The sequence below is a fragment of the Paenibacillus pinisoli genome (assembly GCF_003605435.1).
Classification (GTDB): Bacteria; Bacillota; Bacilli; order Paenibacillales; family Paenibacillaceae; genus Pristimantibacillus; species Pristimantibacillus pinisoli.
The window spans coordinates 999224-1022463 of sequence record NZ_QXQB01000002.1; the positions used below are offsets into that span (position 1 = coordinate 999224).

The 23240-nt window shown below is 48.4% G+C and carries 28 protein-coding genes and 1 tRNA gene; 5 read left to right on the top strand and 24 right to left on the bottom strand.

Features of this window, described 5'->3' with window-relative positions:
- Nucleotides 1-7: 7 nt before the first annotated feature.
- The 21 genes from D3P09_RS11800 to D3P09_RS11900 all read right to left on the bottom strand — a co-directional run bounded on the left by D3P09_RS11800 (nt 8) and on the right by D3P09_RS11900 (nt 17271).
- Nucleotides 8-2692, bottom strand: a complete 2685-nt coding sequence (locus D3P09_RS11800; protein WP_120109995.1) for a hypothetical protein — start codon at nt 2690-2692, stop codon at nt 8-10.
- 4 nt (nt 2693-2696) lie between these two features.
- The gene (locus D3P09_RS11805) at nt 2697-2978 is read right to left on the bottom strand and encodes a ketopantoate hydroxymethyltransferase (protein WP_120109997.1); all 282 of its coding nucleotides are present in this window, start codon (nt 2976-2978) and stop codon (nt 2697-2699) included.
- Nucleotides 2975-3562: a putative phage tail protein gene (locus D3P09_RS11810; RefSeq protein ID WP_120109998.1), complete on the bottom strand. Its 588-nt coding sequence runs from the start codon at nt 3560-3562 to the stop codon at nt 2975-2977. The genes D3P09_RS11805 and D3P09_RS11810 overlap by 4 nt, the downstream gene beginning before the upstream one ends.
- Complete coding sequence (locus D3P09_RS11815; protein ID WP_120110000.1) at nt 3555-4640, bottom strand: baseplate J/gp47 family protein; 1086 nt, start codon at nt 4638-4640, stop codon at nt 3555-3557. Before D3P09_RS11815 ends, D3P09_RS11810 begins: the two co-directional genes overlap by 8 nt.
- Nucleotides 4633-5037 carry a DUF2634 domain-containing protein gene (locus D3P09_RS11820; RefSeq protein ID WP_120110001.1) on the bottom strand — a complete coding sequence of 135 codons (405 nt, stop codon included), beginning with the start codon at nt 5035-5037 and terminating at the stop codon, nt 4633-4635. The genes D3P09_RS11815 and D3P09_RS11820 overlap by 8 nt, the downstream gene beginning before the upstream one ends.
- Nucleotides 5027-5335 (bottom strand): DUF2577 domain-containing protein, encoded by a 309-nt coding sequence (locus D3P09_RS11825; RefSeq protein ID WP_120110003.1) that lies wholly within the window; start codon nt 5333-5335, stop codon nt 5027-5029. The genes D3P09_RS11820 and D3P09_RS11825 overlap by 11 nt, the downstream gene beginning before the upstream one ends.
- 2 nt (nt 5336-5337) lie before the next feature.
- A complete protein-coding gene (locus D3P09_RS11830) occupies nt 5338-6300 on the bottom strand; it encodes an XkdQ/YqbQ family protein (protein WP_341538288.1) in 963 nt (320 codons plus the stop codon).
- A 5-nt stretch (nt 6301-6305) separates the two neighbouring features.
- On the bottom strand, nt 6306-7061 hold the full coding sequence (locus D3P09_RS11835; protein ID WP_120110006.1) for a LysM peptidoglycan-binding domain-containing protein: 756 nt from the start codon (nt 7059-7061) through the stop codon (nt 6306-6308).
- A gap of 11 nt (nt 7062-7072) precedes the next feature.
- Nucleotides 7073-9751 carry a phage tail tape measure protein gene (locus D3P09_RS11840; RefSeq protein ID WP_120110008.1) on the bottom strand — a complete coding sequence of 893 codons (2679 nt, stop codon included), beginning with the start codon at nt 9749-9751 and terminating at the stop codon, nt 7073-7075.
- 324 nt (nt 9752-10075) lie between these two features.
- Nucleotides 10076-10483 (bottom strand): phage tail assembly chaperone, encoded by a 408-nt coding sequence (locus tag D3P09_RS11845; protein ID WP_120110010.1) that lies wholly within the window; start codon nt 10481-10483, stop codon nt 10076-10078.
- A 34-nt stretch (nt 10484-10517) separates the two neighbouring features.
- Nucleotides 10518-10985: a phage tail tube protein gene (locus D3P09_RS11850; RefSeq protein WP_120110012.1), complete on the bottom strand. Its 468-nt coding sequence runs from the start codon at nt 10983-10985 to the stop codon at nt 10518-10520.
- Between the two features lies 1 nt (nt 10986).
- Entirely contained in the window at nt 10987-12303 is a 1317-nt protein-coding gene (locus D3P09_RS11855; RefSeq protein ID WP_120110014.1) for a phage tail sheath family protein, read from the bottom strand.
- Between the two features lies 1 nt (nt 12304).
- Nucleotides 12305-12505: a hypothetical protein gene (locus D3P09_RS11860; RefSeq protein ID WP_120110016.1), complete on the bottom strand. Its 201-nt coding sequence runs from the start codon at nt 12503-12505 to the stop codon at nt 12305-12307.
- The gene (locus D3P09_RS11865) at nt 12495-12926 is read right to left on the bottom strand and encodes a phage tail terminator family protein (RefSeq protein ID WP_120110018.1); all 432 of its coding nucleotides are present in this window, start codon (nt 12924-12926) and stop codon (nt 12495-12497) included. The genes D3P09_RS11860 and D3P09_RS11865 overlap by 11 nt, the downstream gene beginning before the upstream one ends.
- 175 nt (nt 12927-13101) lie before the next feature.
- Nucleotides 13102-13365: a hypothetical protein gene (locus D3P09_RS11870; protein ID WP_120110020.1), complete on the bottom strand. Its 264-nt coding sequence runs from the start codon at nt 13363-13365 to the stop codon at nt 13102-13104.
- A gap of 225 nt (nt 13366-13590) precedes the next feature.
- A complete protein-coding gene (locus D3P09_RS11875) occupies nt 13591-14079 on the bottom strand; it encodes a hypothetical protein (RefSeq protein WP_120110021.1) in 489 nt (162 codons plus the stop codon).
- Between the two features lie 23 nt (nt 14080-14102).
- Nucleotides 14103-15521: a replicative DNA helicase gene (gene dnaB, locus D3P09_RS11880; protein WP_120110787.1), complete on the bottom strand. Its 1419-nt coding sequence runs from the start codon at nt 15519-15521 to the stop codon at nt 14103-14105.
- A 22-nt stretch (nt 15522-15543) separates the two neighbouring features.
- Entirely contained in the window at nt 15544-15885 is a 342-nt protein-coding gene (locus D3P09_RS11885) for a replicative helicase loader/inhibitor (protein WP_120110023.1), read from the bottom strand.
- A complete protein-coding gene (locus D3P09_RS11890; protein ID WP_120110024.1) occupies nt 15863-16705 on the bottom strand; it encodes an HTH domain-containing protein in 843 nt (280 codons plus the stop codon). The genes D3P09_RS11885 and D3P09_RS11890 overlap by 23 nt, the downstream gene beginning before the upstream one ends.
- A gap of 49 nt (nt 16706-16754) precedes the next feature.
- Entirely contained in the window at nt 16755-17009 is a 255-nt protein-coding gene (locus D3P09_RS11895) for a hypothetical protein (RefSeq protein WP_120110026.1), read from the bottom strand.
- 25 nt (nt 17010-17034) lie between these two features.
- Nucleotides 17035-17271, bottom strand: coding sequence for a helix-turn-helix transcriptional regulator (locus D3P09_RS11900; RefSeq protein ID WP_120110027.1), 237 nt, complete (start codon nt 17269-17271; stop codon nt 17035-17037).
- 181 nt (nt 17272-17452) lie between these two features.
- On the opposite strand from D3P09_RS11900, the gene D3P09_RS11905 reads away from it, so the two are divergent.
- Nucleotides 17453-17815, top strand: a complete 363-nt coding sequence (locus D3P09_RS11905) for a helix-turn-helix domain-containing protein (RefSeq protein WP_279387130.1) — start codon at nt 17453-17455, stop codon at nt 17813-17815.
- Nucleotides 17816-17870: 55 nt separating this feature from the next.
- Here the strand turns inward: D3P09_RS11905 and D3P09_RS11910 are convergent.
- Nucleotides 17871-17941, bottom strand: a tRNA-Thr gene (locus D3P09_RS11910).
- A 295-nt stretch (nt 17942-18236) separates the two neighbouring features.
- Between D3P09_RS11910 and D3P09_RS11915 the strand changes: the two genes are divergently transcribed.
- Together D3P09_RS11915 and D3P09_RS11920 are read left to right on the top strand one after the other, a co-directional pair.
- Nucleotides 18237-19133, top strand: a complete 897-nt coding sequence (locus tag D3P09_RS11915; protein WP_120110030.1) for a manganese catalase family protein — start codon at nt 18237-18239, stop codon at nt 19131-19133.
- A 145-nt stretch (nt 19134-19278) separates the two neighbouring features.
- Nucleotides 19279-19941: a TraX family protein gene (locus D3P09_RS11920; RefSeq protein WP_243644102.1), complete on the top strand. Its 663-nt coding sequence runs from the start codon at nt 19279-19281 to the stop codon at nt 19939-19941.
- A 12-nt stretch (nt 19942-19953) separates the two neighbouring features.
- On the opposite strand, the gene D3P09_RS11925 is transcribed toward D3P09_RS11920, so the two are convergent.
- On the bottom strand, nt 19954-20832 hold the full coding sequence (locus D3P09_RS11925) for a serine/threonine protein kinase (protein WP_120110032.1): 879 nt from the start codon (nt 20830-20832) through the stop codon (nt 19954-19956).
- Between the two features lie 152 nt (nt 20833-20984).
- Here D3P09_RS11925 and D3P09_RS11930 point away from each other — a divergent pair, with 152 nt between their 5' ends.
- Both D3P09_RS11930 and D3P09_RS11935 read left to right on the top strand, forming a co-directional pair.
- The gene (locus D3P09_RS11930; RefSeq protein WP_120110033.1) at nt 20985-21386 is read left to right on the top strand and encodes a hypothetical protein; all 402 of its coding nucleotides are present in this window, start codon (nt 20985-20987) and stop codon (nt 21384-21386) included.
- A 111-nt stretch (nt 21387-21497) separates the two neighbouring features.
- On the top strand, nt 21498-21716 hold the full coding sequence (locus D3P09_RS11935) for a hypothetical protein (RefSeq protein WP_120110035.1): 219 nt from the start codon (nt 21498-21500) through the stop codon (nt 21714-21716).
- A 73-nt stretch (nt 21717-21789) separates the two neighbouring features.
- Here the strand turns inward: D3P09_RS11935 and D3P09_RS11940 are convergent, their stop codons facing one another.
- Nucleotides 21790-23121 carry a putative bifunctional diguanylate cyclase/phosphodiesterase gene (locus D3P09_RS11940; RefSeq protein ID WP_120110037.1) on the bottom strand — a complete coding sequence of 444 codons (1332 nt, stop codon included), beginning with the start codon at nt 23119-23121 and terminating at the stop codon, nt 21790-21792.
- Between the last annotated feature and the right edge of the window lie 119 nt (nt 23122-23240).

Sequence of the window (23240 nt, forward strand, 5' to 3'; positions counted from 1 at the left end):
CCCCTCCTTATTTAAGCGCATAGTCTGCTGAAGCGTGTAAATTCACTGTAGAAGTATGAGAATGCATAACTTCTACTTTCAGTGATCTAAAAAAGACTAGCTCAGTAAAGAAGTCCAGTGAGTACATAGCAGAATAAGATCCTGTTCCAGACGTATGCTGTAAACCCCTTGCACTGTTGGCCATAGTCCCTCCAGGCGTTAGATTGGATACTACACCGTCCACTGTAACTCGAATAGTTAGGTTATAGTTTAGTGTTGTACTTGCCAAAACGACGCGGCTCAATATACCCGCACCAGTGACGTCGAGCAGCGTGTAGTAGGTCTGGGATGTCGCACCGGCTTGAACCAAATCCGCTGTCCTTGGTTTAGTAGGCTGGATGACTGCACCCTCAAACCAGCCTTTTGTCACCACGTCATCAGAAGTTTGCGGGGCAGCTGCTTTCAATGTACCTTGTGCACCTCGTATAGCTACAGTGTTAGGCGTCGCTACTGAAGTTGCATGACAGTCGTCCAGCATGTCCGCATTCAGATTCGCCACTCTGGTTGTCGACGAAACGGTTAAAGGAGCAGTTCCTTGACCGATACGAGAGATAAGTCTGGATGCTGATAACACATTGTCAAAGTACGCGCCGCCGTTCTCTCTACTGATTGTAAATGCGAGTCCTAAATATGTGCCATCGTCTTTATATCTATAGACACCAAGATTAGAGCCAGAATTGCTGCCGGACTCCAAATCTGTTAAGCCAACCGCAAAGCGAAGCGAGTTGGTGTTATGCAGCAGAAGATGCACGGCGCCCCCGGCGGTGGTTGTTGCCGTACTCTTGAACGTCTTGGTAGTGATAGAGCCTCCACCGTCTCGAACAGCAACGGTATTAGCTACATCATTCAGATTGGCGTGATATCCGTCCAATAAGTCCGCATGCAAACCGCTCCCCGCGCCATGGTTACCTTCGGTCCACATCTTAATCCATGGATTCCACGTTGATCCTCCACCGACTTCGGGAGGGCTACCACTACGAAGCATGACGTTTCCTTGACTAGCTCCTTGGTACGGGAAAATAACTTGCGTAATGGTGTCTGCATTGTTAGGGCCTCTAAGAACAAGAATATTTCCGTAAGCATAGACGCCAGGAGGAGCGTTCCCGTGAGTCTGTTGCAGACGGTGCATACCTGCTTTTACTAGGTTATTCAAGTCCCCTGAGTAATACTGGTTCTGCGGTGTAGCTGTTAAGAGAGCATACTGGCCGTGCGGATTCCCTGTACTATTATGATTAGCGTCAGTCAGAATCGCTGCGCCTGAACCGTCTCTATAATAAGCAATCGTTCCCTCAGTATTAACCTGCAAGAAATTGTTTGTCTTCAAGGTTCCGTCGGCTGTTCTATAGTGGAATATCATTTGTCTTGAAGCCGCTAGGCCAGAAGCAGTTCTTGCAGGAAAAGTGAGCGCAGCATCCATTGTTGTATTCCCTGTGATGGTCCCGCCTGTCTTAAGCAAGTACTGCGTGTGCGGATCAGCAAGACCGCCATGATTGGCTTGTGTCATTACATTACTTCCATTAACAAGGAAAGCGGCTGCCTCTATGAACTGAACATTTGCAGGATCTATAGGAGCAATTGATCCGTTAATCTCTGGATGCGTGGCGGTAGACGTCTGCTCATTGTAATACTCAATGTATTTCAGACGTTCTCTCCCAACGCTGCTTCTAGCATATCCCTCGAAGTAGATACCATTCGCATAATTATTAGCCCCATAAGCAATTGATAGGGCGACGTACTTAACGCCCTCGTAAGTACATGTAACGAACGAGTATCTCTCGGCGGTGGAGTTTGACTGCGCGCTGAGACTTACTCTCGTTTGTTGGTAAGCTGAATGAGAGTTAACACTAACGAGAGCGGCTCTGCCGTTAGTATTAGTTGCTCCTCTATGCGCGAAGAAATCCCCTACACAGTAATTAGTATCGATGTTCGTTCCGTTATACATTGGATGGAGTAAAATGACGGCGCGCATAAAACCATTCGTATCAGAGGGCTTAGCTACTGTATGAGCTGAAAGAAAAGTAGATACAGGAGCCTCGCTCATCGTAACGGTGCCAGTAAAAGTCGGATTTGACTTAGGGGCATACTGCGTATGAGGGTCACCTGTATTTCCGTGATTCCCTGCATGATAAACAGAGTTGTTGCGATATTTAAATTCATCTGTTCCAAGAGTAGGTTCGATATAGAGTCCCCAGCGATCACCTGCGTTATCGTAGACGCCCCATCTTCCGCTATTTGGATGCATGCCGCTTATCCATTTGGTTGCTCCTGTCGCAGTTTCATGACCTACTCCAATAAAAGCGTTAGAAGTATCGGATGCGGTTCTTAAATTTAACGAAGCAGAGTTTCTGGTAATACGGAGATTTCCCGTCAGTTCGTCCCCATCGCGCTTTACCGCATTTTCCAAAGTTGTACGCGGAGCAGTTCTCCAATTGGACTTACCTGTTATCGTTTTGATCATATTGGCAAGCCAGCCGAACAATACCGTTACCTTCCCTTTGTCCCCAGTTGGAGCTCCCGCATCCGAAATAGTACGATCACCGATTTGGTTATCAGTGACACTATTGTCGGCTGATAAGGCATTAATATCTTTGCCAATCTGATTCATATCCTCAGGTCTGACTGTATCGGTGAGTTTCCAATCTGTTTTTGCCAAGTCACTACACCTCCCTTACCGTTATGGTCTGGAGCATCATATGGTCGGCCGCAATAGGCACATTTACCGTTCTACTTGATAGCACCTTATTGGCTGCATCTTTGAGCTCAATGAGAGTGATAAGAGATACATCCGCCACAGGAACAATGTAATTAAGCACTAGCTTATTGTCAGATACAGACTTTACTACAAAGTCAGTAATAACATACGAACCATTGATCACCACTTTGGCGACTCTACTGTTTACATGCAGCGCAATACTATTCAGTAGACCGGAATCAATCATGTCACTGGCACCTCCACTCCTAGCGAGATAAATGGCTTCTCCCCGAGTTTCCAGGAGCCATCAAGTTTATAATTCCAAGTTATGATTCGTTTGCCTACATACTCATCCAGCCCAATGCCATCTGCGATTGCTGTGTTCTGCTGGTAGACCAGATTCGCAGGCTTAATCGTATCAATCGTATGCAATACTTCACGAAACACGTTAGCGTTATCCAAGTTCGTTGTTACCGTAAGCACGAATGCATGCGGATCAATGGATACAATGGTCATACCCGGGCCAACCAACATGTCCAACTGCTGCTGCAAATAACGAATAGTAAAAGGCGGTTTGGTCTGATAACGGTTAAGAATTCGCCGGCGCCGGAAGTCTAACGACTCCGTCGTGGGATCTGCCTTAATTCCCAGCATTTGCTCCCGCCGGCGAATCGATTGCTGTCCAGCTGTCATGACAAATTGGTCATTAAAAAGCTGGTCCACCGCATCTTGCAGTGAATCCAGCTCATTCGACTCTGTATGATCCAGCTGTTGAAAATCTTTAATGACTTTATAGAAGTCAGGAAGATGGCCTAGGATGCGATCAGGCATTGAGAACCACCGTCCCCATTAGCGGCACCTCATCTGAACCTAATGTAAGGTTAGCTGCTGCGCCATTGATCAAGGTATCGGTTATATCCTCAACGCCCGATACCGTAAGCAGTCTAGCGTCAATCTGCGCTGTCCGCACGACAAGCTGCTGCTGATTGGCCCAGTCATGCCGGAGCTCCTGCAGGTAACCTGAGACAACAGCCTCGATCTCCTGTTGTACTTGGCCGGGAGATACTCCGCTTGCCAAGGTTAATGATGTCTTAATATTAATCGTTTTGCCTATCACTCCCGCTATCGTCACGACATGACCGATAGGCGCTTGTCCCAGACCCTGACCTCGGTTGACTGTAGGATCCATATAGGTCTGTACTTCGTCCACCAATGCAGCAGACGGCACCTGCCAAGCAGAGTTGATGACCGTACACTTTACCGTCCCGCCGCCTTGCCAAGCCGGATAGATCTTGCTGTCGCCAATACCGGAGATGCCATTAATTTTTTGCTTATAATCCGCAGCATTGCCGCCAAATGGCGGCTCATTCACTGCAGCGTACATCCGCTGCCGCAATGCCTCATCCGATTCCTCATCCTCACCAGGAACAATCACATCCGATAGGACAGCACGTGCTAATCCAGGCACATAATCAATAGGCAATAATGCACCGAACTGCTCATTGCCAACAGTCCCAGTCGTCTCACAAGTCAGATGAATGGTAGAGGTAGGTCTGTCTGAACGATGGCTTACCACATACGTAAGCCCTCCTATGGAGAACCGCGTTCCAATCGCAATATCCATAATGTTGTTAGCTTCGTTATAAAACAGCCCTTGTCTTACAGCGGTTGTAGCCGGATTGCGGTTGACGCCAAATTCGGCTGCTTTGCGGCTCAAATACTCGCCACTTGTAGAATCCGCGAAGGATAAATTGTAGTTGATATCCAAATCAATATACATCTGTGCCAGCTCAGCCGCTGCCGGCGCACAAGCATCATAAATAACGCTGCCTTGACGCTTGTCGATATCGTCCGATACTCTAGCAAGCATACGCTGCAGAATAAAATCAAAGGTCATATGTTCATACACTTACGCTCACCTCCTGCCCGAAATTTCCGTAGATCGTATTAACATTGAAGCGAATCATAATATAGTCAGCATTGATTTCCGTTGTTAACTGATCGATCCCCTCAATACGATCATCACTCATAAGCGCCTCTGTAATGAGACGCTTCGCTTCAGACTGTGCGAATACCGGGCTGCTGCCCAACAGCAGCGTCAGTTCATGTCCATAGTCTGAATCATAGATATCATGGTTGAAACGTATTGTCTGAAGCGCTTTGAATATGGCTTGCTTGACGGCATCGAATCCATCAATACGTCCAGTTATCCGGCCTTTGTCCATATCCAGCCGCCAAGTCAATAATGGCAGCTGCTGGTCGTCCAACGGACGGTCCAACAATGCTGGATCAAGTTCAGGTATCATTGCCGCTCACCATCCTGTCCAAAATGATATACTGTTGTCCGCCCTGTACGCGCAATAGCAGGACTTTATCTCCGAGCTCTAAGCCGCGTCGAATAACAATTGGTTCACCTAAACGTATTTCCAGACGTGTAAGTGATTCAGGAACAACTAAAAAATCCGCAGGAAGTGTGAAACGTTGATCAACGTTTACCTTCAGCGGATTTATGTTTGTAACTTCTGCGAATAATACGGCAGTTGGATTGCTGGCATCAACTGCTCCCTTTGCCGCTTGCTTGATCATAGTTAATAAATCTGCCATTCTTACACCACCCTCAAGTCCAGTGTCATCGTATGGTCCGCTCCGTCAAAGTCATGAGTGCATTCATCCACCAACAGCGCCTGATCAACACCGTATTCAGATACCAGAATCCTCACACGCATACCTGCACGTACCCGTATATCGCCAAGTGCATTAATTTTGAGTGATTTACTCTCTCTGTTTTTAATAAAAGACAAATTGCTGAGCAGCTCATCGATCTGAGCGTCATTAGCATTTTCATCTACGCTTTGATAGAGTTGGAGCAACCCCCATCGCTTAATATTGACGGTATCTTTAGCTACATAAAGCTCGCGTTTTCCGGTTTGTTGATTATTTTTGTACAGCTTAATATAGTTGTAAGTGTCATTGTCTATAGAAGTTTTAACACTATAATCCGTCATGAGACTGCCGTCACCAATGATTAAATCAGGTTGTCCATCGTTAACGTCGCGTAAGCACAACGAGCCGAAGTCATCATACAAGCAATAATCTCGGCCGGTGTTCGCAAAAGTCAGTGTAATGGCTTTACAGATAATATCCATCAGCTTCTGACCTGTCTCGCTCATCGTCTTGATCTTATAACCGGTATCGGCAACTGTTCCAAGCTTGATTTCAAAGTCCTTGGCAATTCGCTTCAGTACTTCTGTCGCTGTCACACCTGTGAATACATAAGAATCCGAGTTCATGAGATACCGCATCTGATCATAGGCAGTTATTTTAACCGACTCATCACGGCCTCCATCTATGCTAAAGATATAACCATGGAATACATCGGTATTGCCGACACGCAAACGAACCACATCACCGTTGCTATAGGTGAAATCCTTCAACTGATAGAGCGGCGCTCCTTTGATCAAATTAAAGTTAAGGCTGCCTGCCCGACCAATGCGGGAAGTCTTCCATGTCACGCCTTCCACGATCTCAGATATATCCCACTCGGCACCTTGTTTATTAATGATTTTCACACGTATCAAGGCAGCTTCAACACCTTTCCGATAGACAGCCTTTTCAAGTCGGCATCCTTAATACCATTAAGGTTTTGAATTTCCTTCCAGCGCGCGCCATTGCCCAGCTGAGTTTGGGCAACTTTCCAAAGTGTGTCTCCAGAGACAAGAGTATACGTTTTAGCTTGCTGTTTCTCGTTGGGCCGCGGTGCTGAGCTCGCTGCCTGTGTACTGGCAGTTGTCGTGCCATTTGCTGTTTTCTGCACAATTTTTCGGGCAGCATAGAAGATATATTTCCGCAGCTTAATGCTGTATTCAATATCCCCGCCACCACCGGCAACTTCTTTCCATTCAAAAGATTCGATTGACGCGGGTGTGTTTATATCGTAAGTCGAGCTGGAAAAAATAAAGCGGATGGGACGTTTAGTCACCATCCAGCTTTCAATTTTCTTGATATAGACATCTGGTTTCAACAGGATAACCTTTTCCGGCTTCTTCTGCTCCTTCTGCTCCTTCTCGTCAGGAGTTTTCTTTGCCTTGTTGTTGGGAGAAGTCAAAGACTCCGCTATGAAAGGATAATGTTGAGCTGGAAAAATACCGCTCATACTGTACTCCGTCAGCTTACGGTCTTTGATAACATTAATTTCGCCAAGGCTGGCTACATTGTAACCCTTACTCTGACCTGATTCACTAACTTCCATAGAAGACGGATTTACCGGAAGCTGAAAAACCTCGCCTTTGGCCTTGTTGTTGAAGCTCAACTCAACCCCATAGATCTCCATTATTATCCCTCCTATCCGTAAGCTGTGTCGGCACTAACGGCAATATCTTCTTCCAACTTTTGAGAAATCTTGGATACAATCGTATTCAAGTCGCTTTCGTTGCGAACATGTGTATCGCCGAAGTTAATGCTTGGCTGCAGCGTGACGAAGTTTTGAATGTTTTTCATTTCAGCCAGCTCGCGCATCATCTTCAGATCCTCGCTGCTCACTTCTACAGAACCTTTAATGTTATCAACCTGTTTTACGTTGCCGATTTCTTTAATGTTGCCATTATCTAATCTGCCATCGCCTACATTCCATGCACCAGTCGGCAATTTATCCATACCAGGAAGAGGCGGTGGTGCAAATCGTTCATCTTCTTTTTCCTTCTTTTCCTTCTGTTTTTCTTTATCAAGAAGGTCATCCACTTTTTTCTGACGTTCTGCCGCCTTATTTGCAGCCTTTGTTTCTTGTACTAAAAGATATGCTTCGCTGCCTTTCCTAAAAGCTTCAGCATCTTTTTCTGCCTTAGATACAATCTTATCCCTAACTTTGGATGCAATCTCTTCATTAAACTCAAATCCAATATTAACACCAGGTATTTTATTAAGCGCTTCAAATAGTGAATTAAGAAGGCCCATACCCTTAACAATCATATCAGCTAGACCTTGTAACATCTTTACCCTCATATCGTTTATTGAATTAATCACACCCAATACCATTCTCTGTGTGAATATTGGTATTTGATCCATGAAATTAAGAAAGCCGTTCCATTTGCTCTGTATGGTTGCTGCAACCTCGCTATTCCTACTCGCTAACATCACAAGTGCTGCAATAACTCCAATAATAAGTGAAACTATCAATACGAATGGATTAGCAGAAAGTACTGCATTTAAAATTGCTGCACCAATGGCCACAGCATTGGTAATAAGCAAGAATGCCCCAAACGCAGCTACAACTCCCCAAATTATCGGCTCAATCCAACTCCAATTATCCATAATGAAACTTGCCGCACTCATTCCGATCAACATAACCTGCTCAATAATGTCGAAGATGTTACCAAAAACATTTAGTACAATACTCTCTATTAAAGGCATATTTTCGATTAAAAATGATGCAAATTGTGTGATTATAGGCATAAGGCCGTAACCTATTTTTTCTTGTATAGCCCCCCATGCATTCGAAAGACGCAGTACTTGTCCTTCAGGTGATTGCCCCATAGCTTCCGCGAGTCCTGACATATTATCATCAATCATTTTAATGACAAGTGCTGCCCGTTCTGCCTCTGTACCGGTTCTAAGCAAGCTTTGTTCTGCCTCATTAAAGACTGTGCCAATGTCAAGACCGATCTGAGACAAGGCGCTAGTATCTCCTGTCATTACCTTACCCATCATATCAGCGGTTTGCATCAACTGACTCTGGCTAACATTTGCTCCATAGGTTCCTGCCGCCAAGTTATACATCGCTTCAGTCATAGCAGCAATATTAGTAGGATCAGCAACATATTGGGCCAACTGAGCTTGACCCTGAACACCTGTAGCCGCATCTATGGTTGTTGTACCTTCCAGTTCTCGTGCACGTTTTCTAACATGATCAACACCATCTTGTGTCATCCCATTTGTCCTGCTCATTACGGATAGCAAGCGTTGCTCGGCCTGAAGCTGTTCATTAGCACCTGCCAAGGAGGTCTTTAAAAAAGATCTTAATTGGGTGATGGCCTTACCCAGGTAAGCATTTCCCACATCTCTGATTTTACTCGCAAATCCATTAGCCGCACCCTGCCCACTGATGAGGCTTGCATTAAATCGTTCCTGCTCTTTTTTGTTACTCCTTATCCCCACCTCTACGGAATCGATTATGCTATTTAAATTATTATAAGCTTTTTGAGTCTTAGTTAAATCTCCAGCCTTTATCGCATTGTTTAAAGCGTTTTGCTGGCTAATAGCATCATGAATTGAATTTCTAATTTTTGCTGCAGATTCATTCAATTTTTCAAATGCCTCAGGGCTAGCCTTTTTACTTAATCCTGCTTTTTGTTGCTCAACGAGTTGCAACTTAGTACCTAATTGCTGTAGTCTCTGTTGTAGCTTATTAATATCTTCGCTAGCCGAAGAAGGCAAAAATGTTACTCCTGACATATCGAGTTTCTTCTGCAAGGAAGAAAGTTCACCCAATTTTGTCTTCAATGCCTCTATCTCTTGAACGTGTCTCTCTGCACCAGTTGTTTGAAATATTTCTGGCGCGCTCCACTGGTCCCATTTCGGTTGCTCCGGAGCAGGCTCGGGTGTTGCAACTTTGGGTTTAGGGAACTCGATAACTTTTCCTGCTGCTCTAGTAACAGGCGAATCCGATGCCCTTGCTGCTGCTCTAGCAGCCGGGAATTCAATAACATTTGACGCTGCTCTCGAAGCTTGGGAGACCTGGTTTTCTGTCGTTGCTAGCGGACCCGAACGTCCCTCCGGAATTTTCAAAACAGGAGTTTCATTAATGCTTTTTTTTAACTTCTCTTGAGCTGCTACTGCCCGCATAATCGAATTGGACATATTCCCATCCGCTTTCGCGAGCGCCGCTTTCGTCTTGGCAATAGACATCGACTTGACCTCGATTTGTCCCAAGCTTGCGATCAAATAAGCATCCATCGATTTCGATATTTTCTGAAATGGAACTTTCATAGCTTCGATCATGCTAATAGCCGATTTTATAGTAGACATACATTCTCCTCCTTCCCGAGTAAATAAAAACAAGCACCCCTCACCTGAAGAGTGCTTGTTTATATTTACTAAAACATTTGGTACGACAGCGCAGCGCGATAGGGCTAAGCCAATTAGTGACCAGCCCTCAGCACTACGTGTATGAACTTAATTACTTTCTTCGTGCCTTGGAAGCTTGCTTCTTCTCAGCGGCAAGCCTCTCATCGATACAAGCTATCACAAAGGCTTTTTCCTCTCGGGAGAGAGCTAAAAATTCACCAGGCCATTTGTGAAACTTATGGAGGACATAATACGCATAGTTTGCATCTGCGTCGCCCCCCTGTATTAGTTTTTTGCTTCTTCGACGAGTGTACCCATCTCTTTATTAAAGCCACTCAAATCCTGGATTTTTTCAGCTAGAGTGGTCACTTCGCCAGCCAGCAGCACGCTTTCAACATACTCTTCCGGCGTACGCACTCCCAGCTTTTTCAAGCTCTCAGCTTGCTTAAAGTCCGGTGTAATCGTGTGGTTAATAATCATATTTAGATTAAACTTACGGGAGTCAAACTCCACTTTTCGGTTTTTCTTGATTTCCATGCTGACTTTACGAAGCTCGTCAAAGTCCGTATTCGTCATGGCTTTAATTTTGAATTTCATCACAATACCCTTGTCATCCACAAATCGAGGCGATATCACAACTTCCTCTGTCAAATTGTTAACCAGATTGTTGTTCAAGAAATCTTGTAAATTCATTTGTTATCCCTCCAAAAGTTAGAAAGGCGCCTGATTAGGCGCCGTTAATAGAATTGAATTGATCAGTAATATCATAATCATTAAATGTAAACGGCAGTTCTTCCTCTAGCATATCGTCGCTTGTTGCATCGAAACGCGCAGCAATGACACTGTCAAGGTTACAATTAAGCAGATGAGTTACCTGCTTGCCTGTGCTACTGCCCGGTTGCTCGTTCACGATCATCAAATCAAACCAGAAGTCTTGCCCTGTTTGAATGTACGTACGCATAAGCTGACGGAACACAGACGTAACATAATAAATTGTCATTGTTCCGGAACCCGACCAACCCGCGGAGCGTTGCGGCGTATTGGTCTTGCCAAGCACCGGCACATCCACTTTATTTTTCTCAATCGTTGCCTCAAGAGATTTTGCATAAAACAATTCTTCTACCCGACCATTAATGCTAGCGTAAGCTTTTGCCTGCTTGCCGCTAATTGCATCTGTCTCACGAAAAATAGGCATCTTACTTCACCTCCACGCTAATATAAATTTTTTCAACGGCATCTACCGGCTTGATATGCAAGGTCACAACGACCGAATCCGAATCTCTGCCTTCCGCAACGGAGATGTCGCTTTGGCTATCGAACTCGTCAATGGCATTAAGTCCCTGCAAAGTCTGCAGGTAGTTAATAATTTCTGCGCCCAGCAATGCGCGGCCATCCGCATTATTGCCGACTTTGCCAATATAGAAGCTCTCGAAAATGCGCTGCACATCGTTTGCGATTGTATCCAGCACTCGAATGACGCGATTTTTGCCGAAGGCTTTGCCTTTGTCCGGCGTAAAGCTGGTCAGCGTATTAATGTCCTGCTCGACGACCGCACGGCCTTGATTGGACGTGAACACGAATTCGCCTGCCTGAAGCGCCGCTACGATTTGCGTATTCGTATAGCGAGGAGACGCATCTACCGCGCCATCATAAGCGCTGTAAGTCAGCGACTGGTTAACCGGTGCGGCAGCTGTTGCCGCTGCGACCCATGCTGTTGCCTGAGCAGCTGTCAGTGTAGTGCCGTCCGACAGGACAACGCCGTTTTTCACGCTGATTACACCTTCGTAATCGGCAGCAACATCGTTTTCCAGAACCAGCTGCAGCTTCTTGCCTTCCGTCTCGCGCAGTCGGCGGACGAATGCTGTGTACACGCCTTTCAGCGCCACATCTGTACCGGTATAAGCGATCGTATTCAGATCATGCAATTCAATTGCAGTCATGTACTCCATGTGGTCCTGATTGGTCACTGTGCCGTCGGTGCCGCCTTCAAGCGCTGCTCCGGCCGTAGCCGTCAGGCTGCCAATGCCGCTGAAGTCCACATAGCTATTGTTTTTCAGGCCTGCCGCATCGGCAGCAGTCTGTTTGTCGACTTCTGCGCCGCGCAGAATGGTATACACATCAAACAGGTTCTCGTCATCGACGTTCTTCTGAATGACAATGTTCAGATCATTGCCCAGTGTACCGCCATACTTCGCAGTAGCGGTCAAGCTGCCAATCGTAGCGCTGGACTTCGTACCCGAGTTCAGACGATACAGCAGCACCGTTTTCGCTTGCTTCAGCGCCTCTCTCAGGAGCAGGACAGATGAGTCTGTCAAATCCACCCCAAGACGGGCGCGAATGTCGTCGCCTGCCTCGATCGCCATGACTTCTTTCGGTGCTCCCCATGGCAATGTCAGGGCCATCGATGTAATGCCGCTCTCTCCAAGAGCTCCAAGCGGCTTCGGCGCGCTTTTGAAATTAATATAAACGCCAGGTCTTACTTTGTTTTGGTCTACCCATGTGCCTCCGGCCATGTTAAACCGCCTCCCTTTTCAAAAAATGTTGGATGGCCTTATTGGCCTCAGCAATTGCATATTGTTTTCCGTCTTCAAGAACTACACAAAGAATATCCTTCTCTCTCCCGGGCCATTGCCGGGATTGCAGAAGCTGTTCTTTCGTATAGCGCGACACATCTGGCGCAGCCTGCTGCTCCGACGCTTTCGCTTTACGAGCCATTGATCTTTCCCTCCTGAGCCATGTTCCGCATAGCCGGAACGGCAGGTTCCTGCTCCCATACCAACATGCGGTAAGTCACAGAAAATTGCAGAACTCCTTCAATCATTTGCACTTTCATGCTCTGTCCCGGCCACCGGCTGTCGTTAACCGTAATCCAATTAAGCACGGTCATTAGTTGCTCCGCCATATTGTACATGTCGTCATGGGATCCCCCCGGACTGCTATACTGCACAACAAACGGATACTCTCGCCGATACCGCCGGCCCAGCTCCTGCGTATGCGTCTGCTCCAGCAGGCGCACGACAAATCGAGGAGGATCAAGCATCTGCTTATTCTCCTCCTCGGTAATCGGAATGGCCGGGAAGGCGGCTTCCAAAGCGCTATGAACAGCATGGCGCACTTGGTTTATCGTCACTTGCACGGCATCATCTCCCCGAGTTTCTTGATCTTGCAGCTTCTCTTGGTTCCTACTCCTGCTTCATGATCATCCCTCCGTATTCCTCTTCATGGATACCTTAGCAGCGTACCTGGTGATGTCCTGCTATTGCCGGCAATACGGAATCGGCAAGGGCTGCGGCAGTCTCAGCCGCAGCCCGTTAGTCCACAAGGTCATATTCAGCTTCTAGCTCCGCCCGAGTGCAGACGCGCAACAAACCATTAGCCTCTTTAATAATGAGCTCTCCCAATTTTGCGTTAAGTACGCTGTAGGCTCCGCGAATGACACGCACCTGCACACCTTCATTGGTGTACTCTACACTAATGGGCAGACCGGTAAACTCGATAATGGCTTGTGGATTGCCTGCTGTATTGTCAAATTCGATGGCATCGATATACACCATCTTCTGGTATCGGCTTTGCATGGACTCACCTCCCATCGCATGAAAAAAGCACTCTCGCGGGTAGCGGGAGTGCCTCTTCCTATCCTTGCAGATGACTGGATTCTGCTAATCGGAACATATAAAACCGCCCCTTGCGGAGCGGCTATTAGGGTTGAGGCGTTAACCTCATTTATCACAATACCAATATACCATGGACAGGGCGTCAGGTGGTGTTCATCTTACAGTCACCTTATGTTCAGGCTTCAATCAGAATTCCGCGTTGTCCTGATCAAAGAATCCGATCAGCTTTAAGGTTCCGGCTATACTGGCCGTTCCCTCCAGCAATTTGCGGCGTACCGTGCTGTCACTCATGCCGCTTCGGAAAAACAGCACGGTTTCCTTAAACGAATGCCCCTTCAAATAGCGATATTGGATGGCGTGGCCGGCATCCTCGTCCGGAATCAATGCCGCGGCCCGGCGAAGGTGGAAGGTATAAATTTTGTACTTCTCATACACCCACCGCTGTTTCTCAGCCACGATTACCGCATTCGCTGTTTTGTCGGCATGCAAATCCTCCTGGTCAATCCGCCTGGCTATTTCTCCGTCAATCGCCACCTGCTTCATATCCGCCTCGTATTTCTCAAAATCATCCATAAGCATGCACATGCTCTTATATTTGCTCAGCAGAAACTTCGTCCGCTGTAGCTCGGCTTCCGATGCTTTGGGGAATAAATCTGAATGCCATACCATAGCCATTCCACCTCATCCTCTCAATAATGTTACGATCTATGCTTCCCGCTCCCACGATACATGTCCGGGATCCGGTTTCCTTTGACCTTCAGTTCCTGCTCGCCTTGCGCGACCTTATATATCTGCTCCAGATTTACGAACTTGTTGAATTGTTTTAAAAATACCAGCTCTACCGTTACCCCGGAGGGACCGTTCCGTTGCTTGGATATAATGATTTCAATAATATTCTGCTTGCTAGACTCCGAATCGTAATAATCATCCCGATAAAGAAAGGCCACTACATCGGCATCTTGCTCAATCGCCCCGGACTCTCTCAAATCGGACATCATGGGCCGTTTGTCCCGCCGCTGCTCCACACCGCGGCTTAGCTGAGACAATGCTATAACCGGAACATCAAGCTCCCGTGCCAGCTGCTTTAGCGTCCTGCTGATCTGCGACACCTCTTCTTGGCGGGTGATCTTCCGTCCGCCGTTTCCTTGAATAAGCTGCAAATAATCGATCAGAATCATACCAAGGCCGCGTTCCTTCTTCAGCCTCCTGCACTTGGCGCGGATATCATTCACCGATATGCCCGGCGTATCATCGATATGAATGTCTGCATTCGCCAATTCTCCGACCGCCAGAGCCATCCGCTCCCAATCCTCAGCCTCGAAGCGGCCTGTCCGCATCCGGCTTGCGTCAATCTGGCCTTCGGCGCAGATCATGCGCTGCACCAACTGGGAAGCCGACATCTCCAGCGAAAAAATCGCGACCGTCTTCCCTTCCCGCACACTTGCGTTCTGCGCAATGTTAAGGGCAAAAGCCGTCTTGCCAACGGAAGGGCGAGCTGCAACAATGATGAAATCGCTTCGCTGAAAGCCGGCTGTCATCCGGTCAAGATCGAGAAATCCGGAAGGAATTCCGGTCACTCCGCGATTCGTATCCTTTGCGTTAAAGCGCTCCTCCGCTTCCTCCCAAACTTTCATCAGCACTTGCTTCATCCCTGCGAACTCCTGTGCCGGCGCTGTTTGATCGGATAGCTTGGACACAGCCTTCTCCGCCGTCGCAATAAACCCTCTCACGTCCCGCTCTTCACCCGCATTTTGCAGCAAATGAAACGCCACTTCTACAGCCTGGCGCCGAAGGAACATTTGTTGTACCCGTCCGGCATAATAAGCTGCATTAGCCGCATCAGGCACCGATTGAGCCATTTGAGTCAAATATCCGACTCCGCCTGTCTTAGCGAGCTCCTCCGAATCCTGAAGTTGCGCGGTTACAGTTACAAGATCAATCGGCTGGCCAGACTCCTTTAATTGCCGCATGGCCCGAAGTATTCTGGCGTGTCCTTCTTCATAAAACTCTCCGCCTTGCAAAATGTCCGTTACGCTATCATAGACAGTCTGATCTAACAGAATCGAACCGATTACCGCTTGCTCTGCCTGAAGGTCATAAGGCGTCTCGATCCCCATTGTTCCTAGCACTTTATCATGTTCAATCACCCGTACCACCTCGCAAATTGTTCATAACTTGCTTCCAATAACCCGACGGCGGATGACTCCCTGTCCCCCAGGCATCCAGCTTCGCCATATGCTCCGCAGCCACTGCTTTACTGCGCTCAGAATCCTTCAGATCTCCGGCTCTCCCTCGAATATCCGCTATCGTCGGAGGGAATCTTTCGGTCAGCATGTACTTCTCCATATTCGCGCAAGCTGTCTCGTACGGAAAATCTTGCAAATACTTCGCATAGTGCTCGATGCTTGGCTGACTGATATCAAAGCTTGGATACGTGCGTTTGATGATGCCGAAGAGATCAATAAGCTGAAGCTTGTTCACGTTTCAACTCCTCCTCCCGAAGCCGCTCCAGTTCGTTAAGCTCTTGCTGCTGCTTGCTTATAAATCCGTTCCTGCGGGGGCTTGAGCCAGGGGCGACTGCAGCGGGCGGCACCGCTGCAGTTGTAGCTTTCAGCTTCTCCCAGGCGTCCAGAATGCGAGGTACAACAAAGTTAAAGCTGCGGATTTCATCCCGGGAATGGCGCGGCTTGAATTCATCGAAAGCACGATCAATACAAGTTAGGATTAACGATAATGGCACATTGCTGACGACCAATCTTTGTATTTCTTCAAAGTCGGAAGGACTGACAGCATAGCCCCTTCCCCGCCGGAATAGAAAATGTTGTTCAATCTCTTGAATGAGTTGCAGTTTCTCCTGTTCAACTACAACAACTACAGGACTAGCTGTAATATCTTTATTGGATCCGACACTCTTGTCCCGCTGATCAGACAGATCTGTATGATCGCTAGCGAATGCCCGTACACTATTGTCTGATGCCGGTGCCGCAAATTTCTTTGATTGTCTGACGGATAGAATAAGCCCTCGAGGTGCGCGGGTAACTCTTATGTACTGATACTCCTCCAGGATATTGATCCATCTGCTCACCGTTTTGTCGCTAACGCCAAATTTCTGGGCCAGCTCAGCAAGCTGCAGCGGCTTATTCCCAAGCACAATGCCCCAGACTATGGCATCCTTTTCCTTCTCTGCTGTAGTCGCGCTGACGCACCATAGAAAAAGCCATATTGCGCCGCCTATTTTTTTGTAATGTCCTTGTTCCAGCAATCCCGAGTACATCGGAAACGGATAGCTGTGCCGAGGCATACTCTCATCCCCTAACGTGCCAAAATGTTTACCGCAACAGCAGGCTGTCTCACGAAATATTGAACATCCGCACATCGAGTTTTCCTGATACGCCATGCTTCAAAAGCGTTCCAGCCGTTACGCCTTTCCCTATTTCATCAATCAATTTCATCAACAATTGAGGCATCTCATCGACTTTCGCCATTTGTGCCATTTGCAATCCAAGAATCCGGGCTACCATTTTCAAATGATCATGAACGGCGGGATCCCCTTTTTCCTGAGCTTCTTCCATCCACTTCATTAATACGGCTAGTTGCTCTTGCATTTCATGCACGCTCCTCTTGTTTCTCTCAATGAACTGCTATGACACATTGCCCATCGTTCCTATTCGGAACATCATAATTAAAAAAAAGATCATCTACTCTTGAATCAAGCGCATCCGCAATTCTTTTCATCACTTTAAATGAAGGATCCTTGCGTCCAGCTTCCACATTGCTATAGTACGCTCTTGAGATATTGGCTCTTTCAGCTACAGCTTCATGGCTTAAGTTCAAGCAGCGCCGACGCTCCGCTAGTGATTCTCTCATCGCCCTCACCCCCTAAGTTCCGATAAGGAACATCTCTTATTTCTTATATTAGTTCCTTAACGGAACATTGTCAACGGTTTTGTTCCGATAAATTACGTTTCTTTTAGGAACATATTTCAGTAAAATGGGTGTATAATGTTCCGGTGGTGATACAATGCCTAGTTTCCATGCACGGTTTAAAATGCTCCGTGAAAAACATAAATTAACACAAGACCAAATGGCTGAGCGCATCGGCGTATCGCGCCCGACTATTGCTGGTTATGAGTCGGAAGAGAAGAACCGCATACCAAGAGAAGATACGCTGCACAAGATTGCCGATATCTTTGACGTAAGCATCGACTATTTGCTGGGCCGCACGGACGATCCATCGCCATCCGCTGCGAAGACAAGCGAGGGTCCGATTCCCGGTGTGTATATCGCCTGGTTAGGCGGGCCTCCGGAAACGATGGACGAAGAGGAAGCCGAGCATCTCAGGCAAGAATTGGAGATGTTCAGAGCCTTTAAGGAGAAACGCAGGCAAGAGAAGAAGCTGAAGGATAATTAAAACTAACACTAAAAACAATGACGCGGTCCCATGCGGGAACCGCGTCATTCTTTTATGCTGGTGAAGGGAATTGAGCCCCGGCCTACGCATCACGAGTGCGTTGCTCTCCCCCTGAGCTACACCAGCTTATTAATCGCAATCATTGATACCCTGTGAAAAATCGACAAATAATAGAGTACGAATTTTCACATGAGATGTCAAGGGATTTAGTGTGGCCTCCCCTCCACCACGTATGCCGCCGCTTTCTTTCGCATACCTATGTAATAATACTTTTGCAAGTTACCATGCATAACCCGCAGGTCATCATCGCGCAGTATAACGCTATACTGCCGCTGGTGCTGTACGAATTGCTCAGCCTTACCTTGTTATACACGTCACCCGGAGCCAAAGAAATCCTTTTCAGGAAAGAGGTGATGCCCCCATGTTCCAACGTCAAAACAGGCTGCAGATCGAGCTTCCTCCCTCTCCTTATGCCGACGCCAATGCCGCTGCCGCCGTGCAGGAGCTGCTTGGCGGGAAGTTCGGAGAGATGTCGACGCTCAACAACTACCTGTATCAGTCCTTCAATTTCAGAGAGAAGAAGAAGCTCAAGCCCTTCTATGATCTAGTCGCAAGCATTACGGCCGAGGAGCTGGGCCATGTCGAACTGGTCTCCACCGCCATTAACATGGTGCTGACCGGCACTACCAGTCCGGGCGATCCCGATAGCGCCCCGCTCCGCCCGGGCGTAGACAAGCGGAACAGCTATTTCTTTATTGCTACAGCGCAAACGTCATTAGCCGGCGATTCCATGGGACGCCCATGGGCTGGCGACTATGTATTCAACAGCGGCAACCTCGTGCTCGACCTGCTGCACAACTTCTTTCTGGAATGCGGCGCGCGTACACACAAGATGCGCGTATATGAAATGACCAACCATCCTACTGCCCGCGCCATGATCGGCTACTTGCTCGTTCGCGGCGGCGTGCATGTGCTGGCTTATGCGAAAGCACTGGAGGTGGCGACCGGCGTCGATATCAAGAAGCTGATCCCGATTCCGAACCTAAGCAACGATCACTTCGAAGCTGCGCGCAAATACGAGGCTATGGGGCTGGGGAACAAGCTGTATACATTCAGCCCGCATGACTTCAAGGACGTCGTGCTCATCTGGAACGGACAGAACCCGCAGACTGGAGCGCAGCTTGAGGTCATCCAAGGCGCGCCCGAAGGCGCTCCGATCCCGGATTTGAGCGGATTGCCTGAAGAATTCGCACCTGGCATCACGCCTGAAGAGTTTATGGAAATCGCGCAAAGACTGAAGAAAAACGCCGGGCTGTAACTTGCGTTCCACATCGCCTGCATCGGCCATGCTGCGTAGACCTCCTGACCGCGCCCCATCGTGAGTCACGAGGTCTTCTCCTTCTCCAATTTCATAGCGATGCAGCTGCCTTATGATATACTGAATAAGGCTGTCTGCTCACAACTTGCATCGGACGAAGGTGATTCTTATTCAGTTTCTGGCCATGTTAACCATGTTAATCGATCATATTGGTGTAGTATGGCATCCCGAGGATAACGTCTGGCGCATTATCGGAAGGCTGTCGCTGCCGTTCTATATATACGCCATGGTCATCGGATACTCCCGGACCAGGGACGTTACCCGCTATTTGACCAGGGTCGGCCTGCTTGCCGTCATCTCTCAAATCCCATATCAGCTGGCCTTCCGCTTGCAAGTGCTGGAGATCAACGTCATTGCTACGCTGTTCTTCTGCCTGCTGGCCTTGCTTCTGCTGGACCGGCTTAAGGGCAAGCCGATTACCGCCGTCCTGGCCACCGCTGCTATATTCGTGCTGCTGGAAGTCCTGCCATTCGATTACGGCGGATATGCGCTGGCCTTAATGCTCATCTACCGTTATGCTGCGCCTCACATGATGGTGGTGCTTCATTTGGCGCTCAATGTGGTTAGTATTTTCTATAAAGGCTGGATTCTGCAATTGTTCAGCTTGCTCTCAACTTTATGGATCGTTTATACGCCTGAACTGATGCGGAGCATAGAGCGCATACGCATTCCGCGCTTCCTATGGCGAAGCTTCTATCCGCTTCACTTGCTTATTATTGCGATCGTCTATTATATGATGAATCCTTAATGAATCAGCGCCCTACATCTCAGGCTGCCCGGCAAGCCTCAGGGAGTTAAGCAATTCATCCAGCTCTTGCCGGCAATGCTCGGTCGTCTCCCAACCCGGCTCCTCCTGAAGAAGCTTGGAGACGAATAATCGCACTTCCGACTGGAGGCTCAGCTCCTCCTCCCAGCTCTTCTCTGGCTGTCCTTCCGGATGCTCGTATCCGGCGTACATCAGAAACAGGAACAAGTGACCGAGACCGAACCAATCGCTGGACGGAAGCGGGCTTCTCATTCGTCTCTTAATAGCGGCAGCGCTGCCGGAAGCCATGGAACCATCCGATTCTCCCAATGCGGCTTGCAGCTTTGCCGGGAGACGCTCGCCGATTGGGCATGCAAGCCCTAGATCAATCAGGAACAGCTTCCCCTCCTGCAGCATCACATTGGGGATGCGCACATCCCGATGGACGAAGCCTTGCTTATGGAGGTACGACAGCGGAGCAAGCAATGACTTCAGAACGGCAAGCGCTTCATAAGCCGAATACGTTATGCCTTGCTCGTATATCCCGAACTCCAAGTTATGGCCATCAATATATTCCATGATAAGCGCCTCATCCCGCTTCCTGACCGTGTAATCCAGCCATCTTGGAATTTGCGGATGTGCAAGCGATCTCATCAGCTCGCTTTCTCTTCTAAGCAGCTCGATGCCGGTTCTGCCTTTGCTCGGCTTATTGCGCTTAAGCAGCGCCACGCTGCCTGTCGACAGATCCGTGCAGGCGTAGGCCTGGCCATAGCTGCCCATTCCAAGCAGGCGCTCAATCCGGAATCTGTCCTTCCAGATCGTTCCCGGCTGCAGCGGATAATCGCGCCAAGCATCGATAATCTCCTTGAGTTTTCCAGCTATTCTGCCCAACATGGATTCATCAGCTCCTGACTCTAGCTTACAGACGGACACCTCTCCTGTCGAGTGCGAGAAAGGGCGTTCCACTTAGAAACCACTTCATAGCAGATGCGTATAATCTAACAACGCCATTAATGATTTACTTATTTAATTAAGGAGGTTATCGCATGCTTAAGCGCATCTTATATTCCTTATCCGGTCACAAGCGTTACGGCTATCACCATTACAGCAGCAGCGACTTCAAGAAAGGCTATTATCCGCCGCCGCATTACCCGCATCCTCATCATCCGCCTTATCCGAATCAGCATGCCGCGGGGCACCCGCCGTATCCCAATCAACATTCGGGACAGCCGCCGTATCCGCAAGGGCAACCGCCTTACCCGAATCAGCATGCCGCAGCACATCCGCCATATCCGAACGGACAGCCGCCTTACCCGAATCAATATGCGCCGGGACAGCCGCCGTATCCGCCAGGACAGCCGTATTATCCGCCGCATCCGCCGCATCGCTATAATCATCATTACGGACATGGCTATTACAAGAAAAAATGGAAATACAGCAGCTCCTAGCACTTGTTAGGAAAGTGTGAGCAAAATAAACATTCTCCTGACCATAGATTCATAAGGGGCTAAAATGTTCAAGGTAAAATGGGAAAAACGCAATCGGAGGTGCATAGTACAATGATGCGAGTTATTACCTTCAAAAATCGTTCGGTCCCTGTCTATTACCCTAACGAACAATCGGCATCTGTAGATATGCTTCATCATAAATTGTACGAGATGGAACTGGACTTTGATTTCAGGAAAAAATGGAAACGGATCAGATCGGTCGAGATGGTGCGGGATGTCGCCATATTCCAATACAGCGACGGCACTAAGCTTTATCTGGAAGTCAGCTAGAATTGCTTTGATCATCCAAAACAGCCGAGCCCAAGGGGCTCGGCTGTTTTTCTATGTGGGGGAAGCAGCAGCCTTATACACGGCCTGCCGCTGCCTTCTTGCCATTCGCATCTACGAAGCTGCCCAGCATCGACGTATCGATGACGGTCGGATCCATCGGCATGCCTAGCAGGTACCCCTGCACATAATGGCAGCCCCACTCCTTCAGCAGCTCGTATTGCTCCTTGTATTCCACGCCCTCTGCCACCACTTCCAGGCCAAGCTTCCGCATCAGTCCGATAATCGCTTCTACAACATGGCGCTCTGCGCTTTGCAGATCGATTCTGCGAATAAAGCTTTTATCTAGCTTGAGGCAATGAACCGGCAGCTCCATCAGATGATGCAGCGAAGAAAATCCGGCGCCGAATCCGTCCAGCGCTATGCGAATTCCTCCGGCGCGAAGCTGTGTAATCGCCATGATCGACTGCTCGGAGGAATGCATCATAATGTGCTCCGTAATGTCCAGCTCCACAGACTGCCGAGATAGTCCGAACTCGTGAATAATATTCCATACCGTCTGGACAAAAGAGGGATCTTGCATCTGGACAGGCGAAATATTAACGGACATCGTCAGCCCGCTCAGCCCGTATTCCGTCATGCCTGCCAGCATCTTGCATGCCTCCCGAAGCACCCATTCGCCAATCGGAATAATGAGTCCGTTGTACTCCGCGATCGGGATAAATTCATGCGGCGAAATGAGGCCAAGTTCGGGATGCTGCCAGCGAATAAGCGCTTCGAACCCTCTCAGCCTTCCGTCCGACAGCCGATAGATCGGCTGATAGCTGAGATGGAACTGCCTAAGGAACAAGGCAGGCCGAAGCCCCATCTCGATGGCAATGCGACGGTTCATCCGGTTGGTATCTTCCGCATTGTAGAATACGGTACGATTGCCGCCAAGCTCCTTCGCTTGATACAGGGCAGATTCCGTACGGCAGAGCATTCTTTCGCTTGTAAGCCCATCCTGAGGGAACAGGCTGGCGCCGATGCTGCAAGTCATATAGAGCTCCTTTCCCGAATCGGAGACGGGCTGCTCTACCGCATGCTTGATCGCATCTACCGCTTTCCAGCACTGCGGGGCTTCCTTCTCGATCTCCATCATGATCAGAAACGTATTCCCGTCAACCTTGCATACGCTAGGCTTTGCCGCATCTGTATGCGACGCTTCCGTCTGCCCCAGGCGTGACGCTACAATTGTTAATACCTCATTGCCGAAGGCTGTTCCTCTCGTCTCATTGACACGGTAAAACTTGTCCAAATCCACCAATGCAACCAGCAATCGCTTACCTGCTACGCGCGCGCCCTGTATCGCTAGCTCTAGCTGCGTGAATGCCTTGCCGCGTCCAGATAATTCGATTGGCCCCTCCATCTGGATCCCTCCGCCCTCTTATTTCGTTCCATTGTCGTGATTCTATAGTCGCATACAAGTATTAGAAATGTGCGGAATAGACTTTTAGAAGATTGTTAGAAATTTTAACGGATTACCTA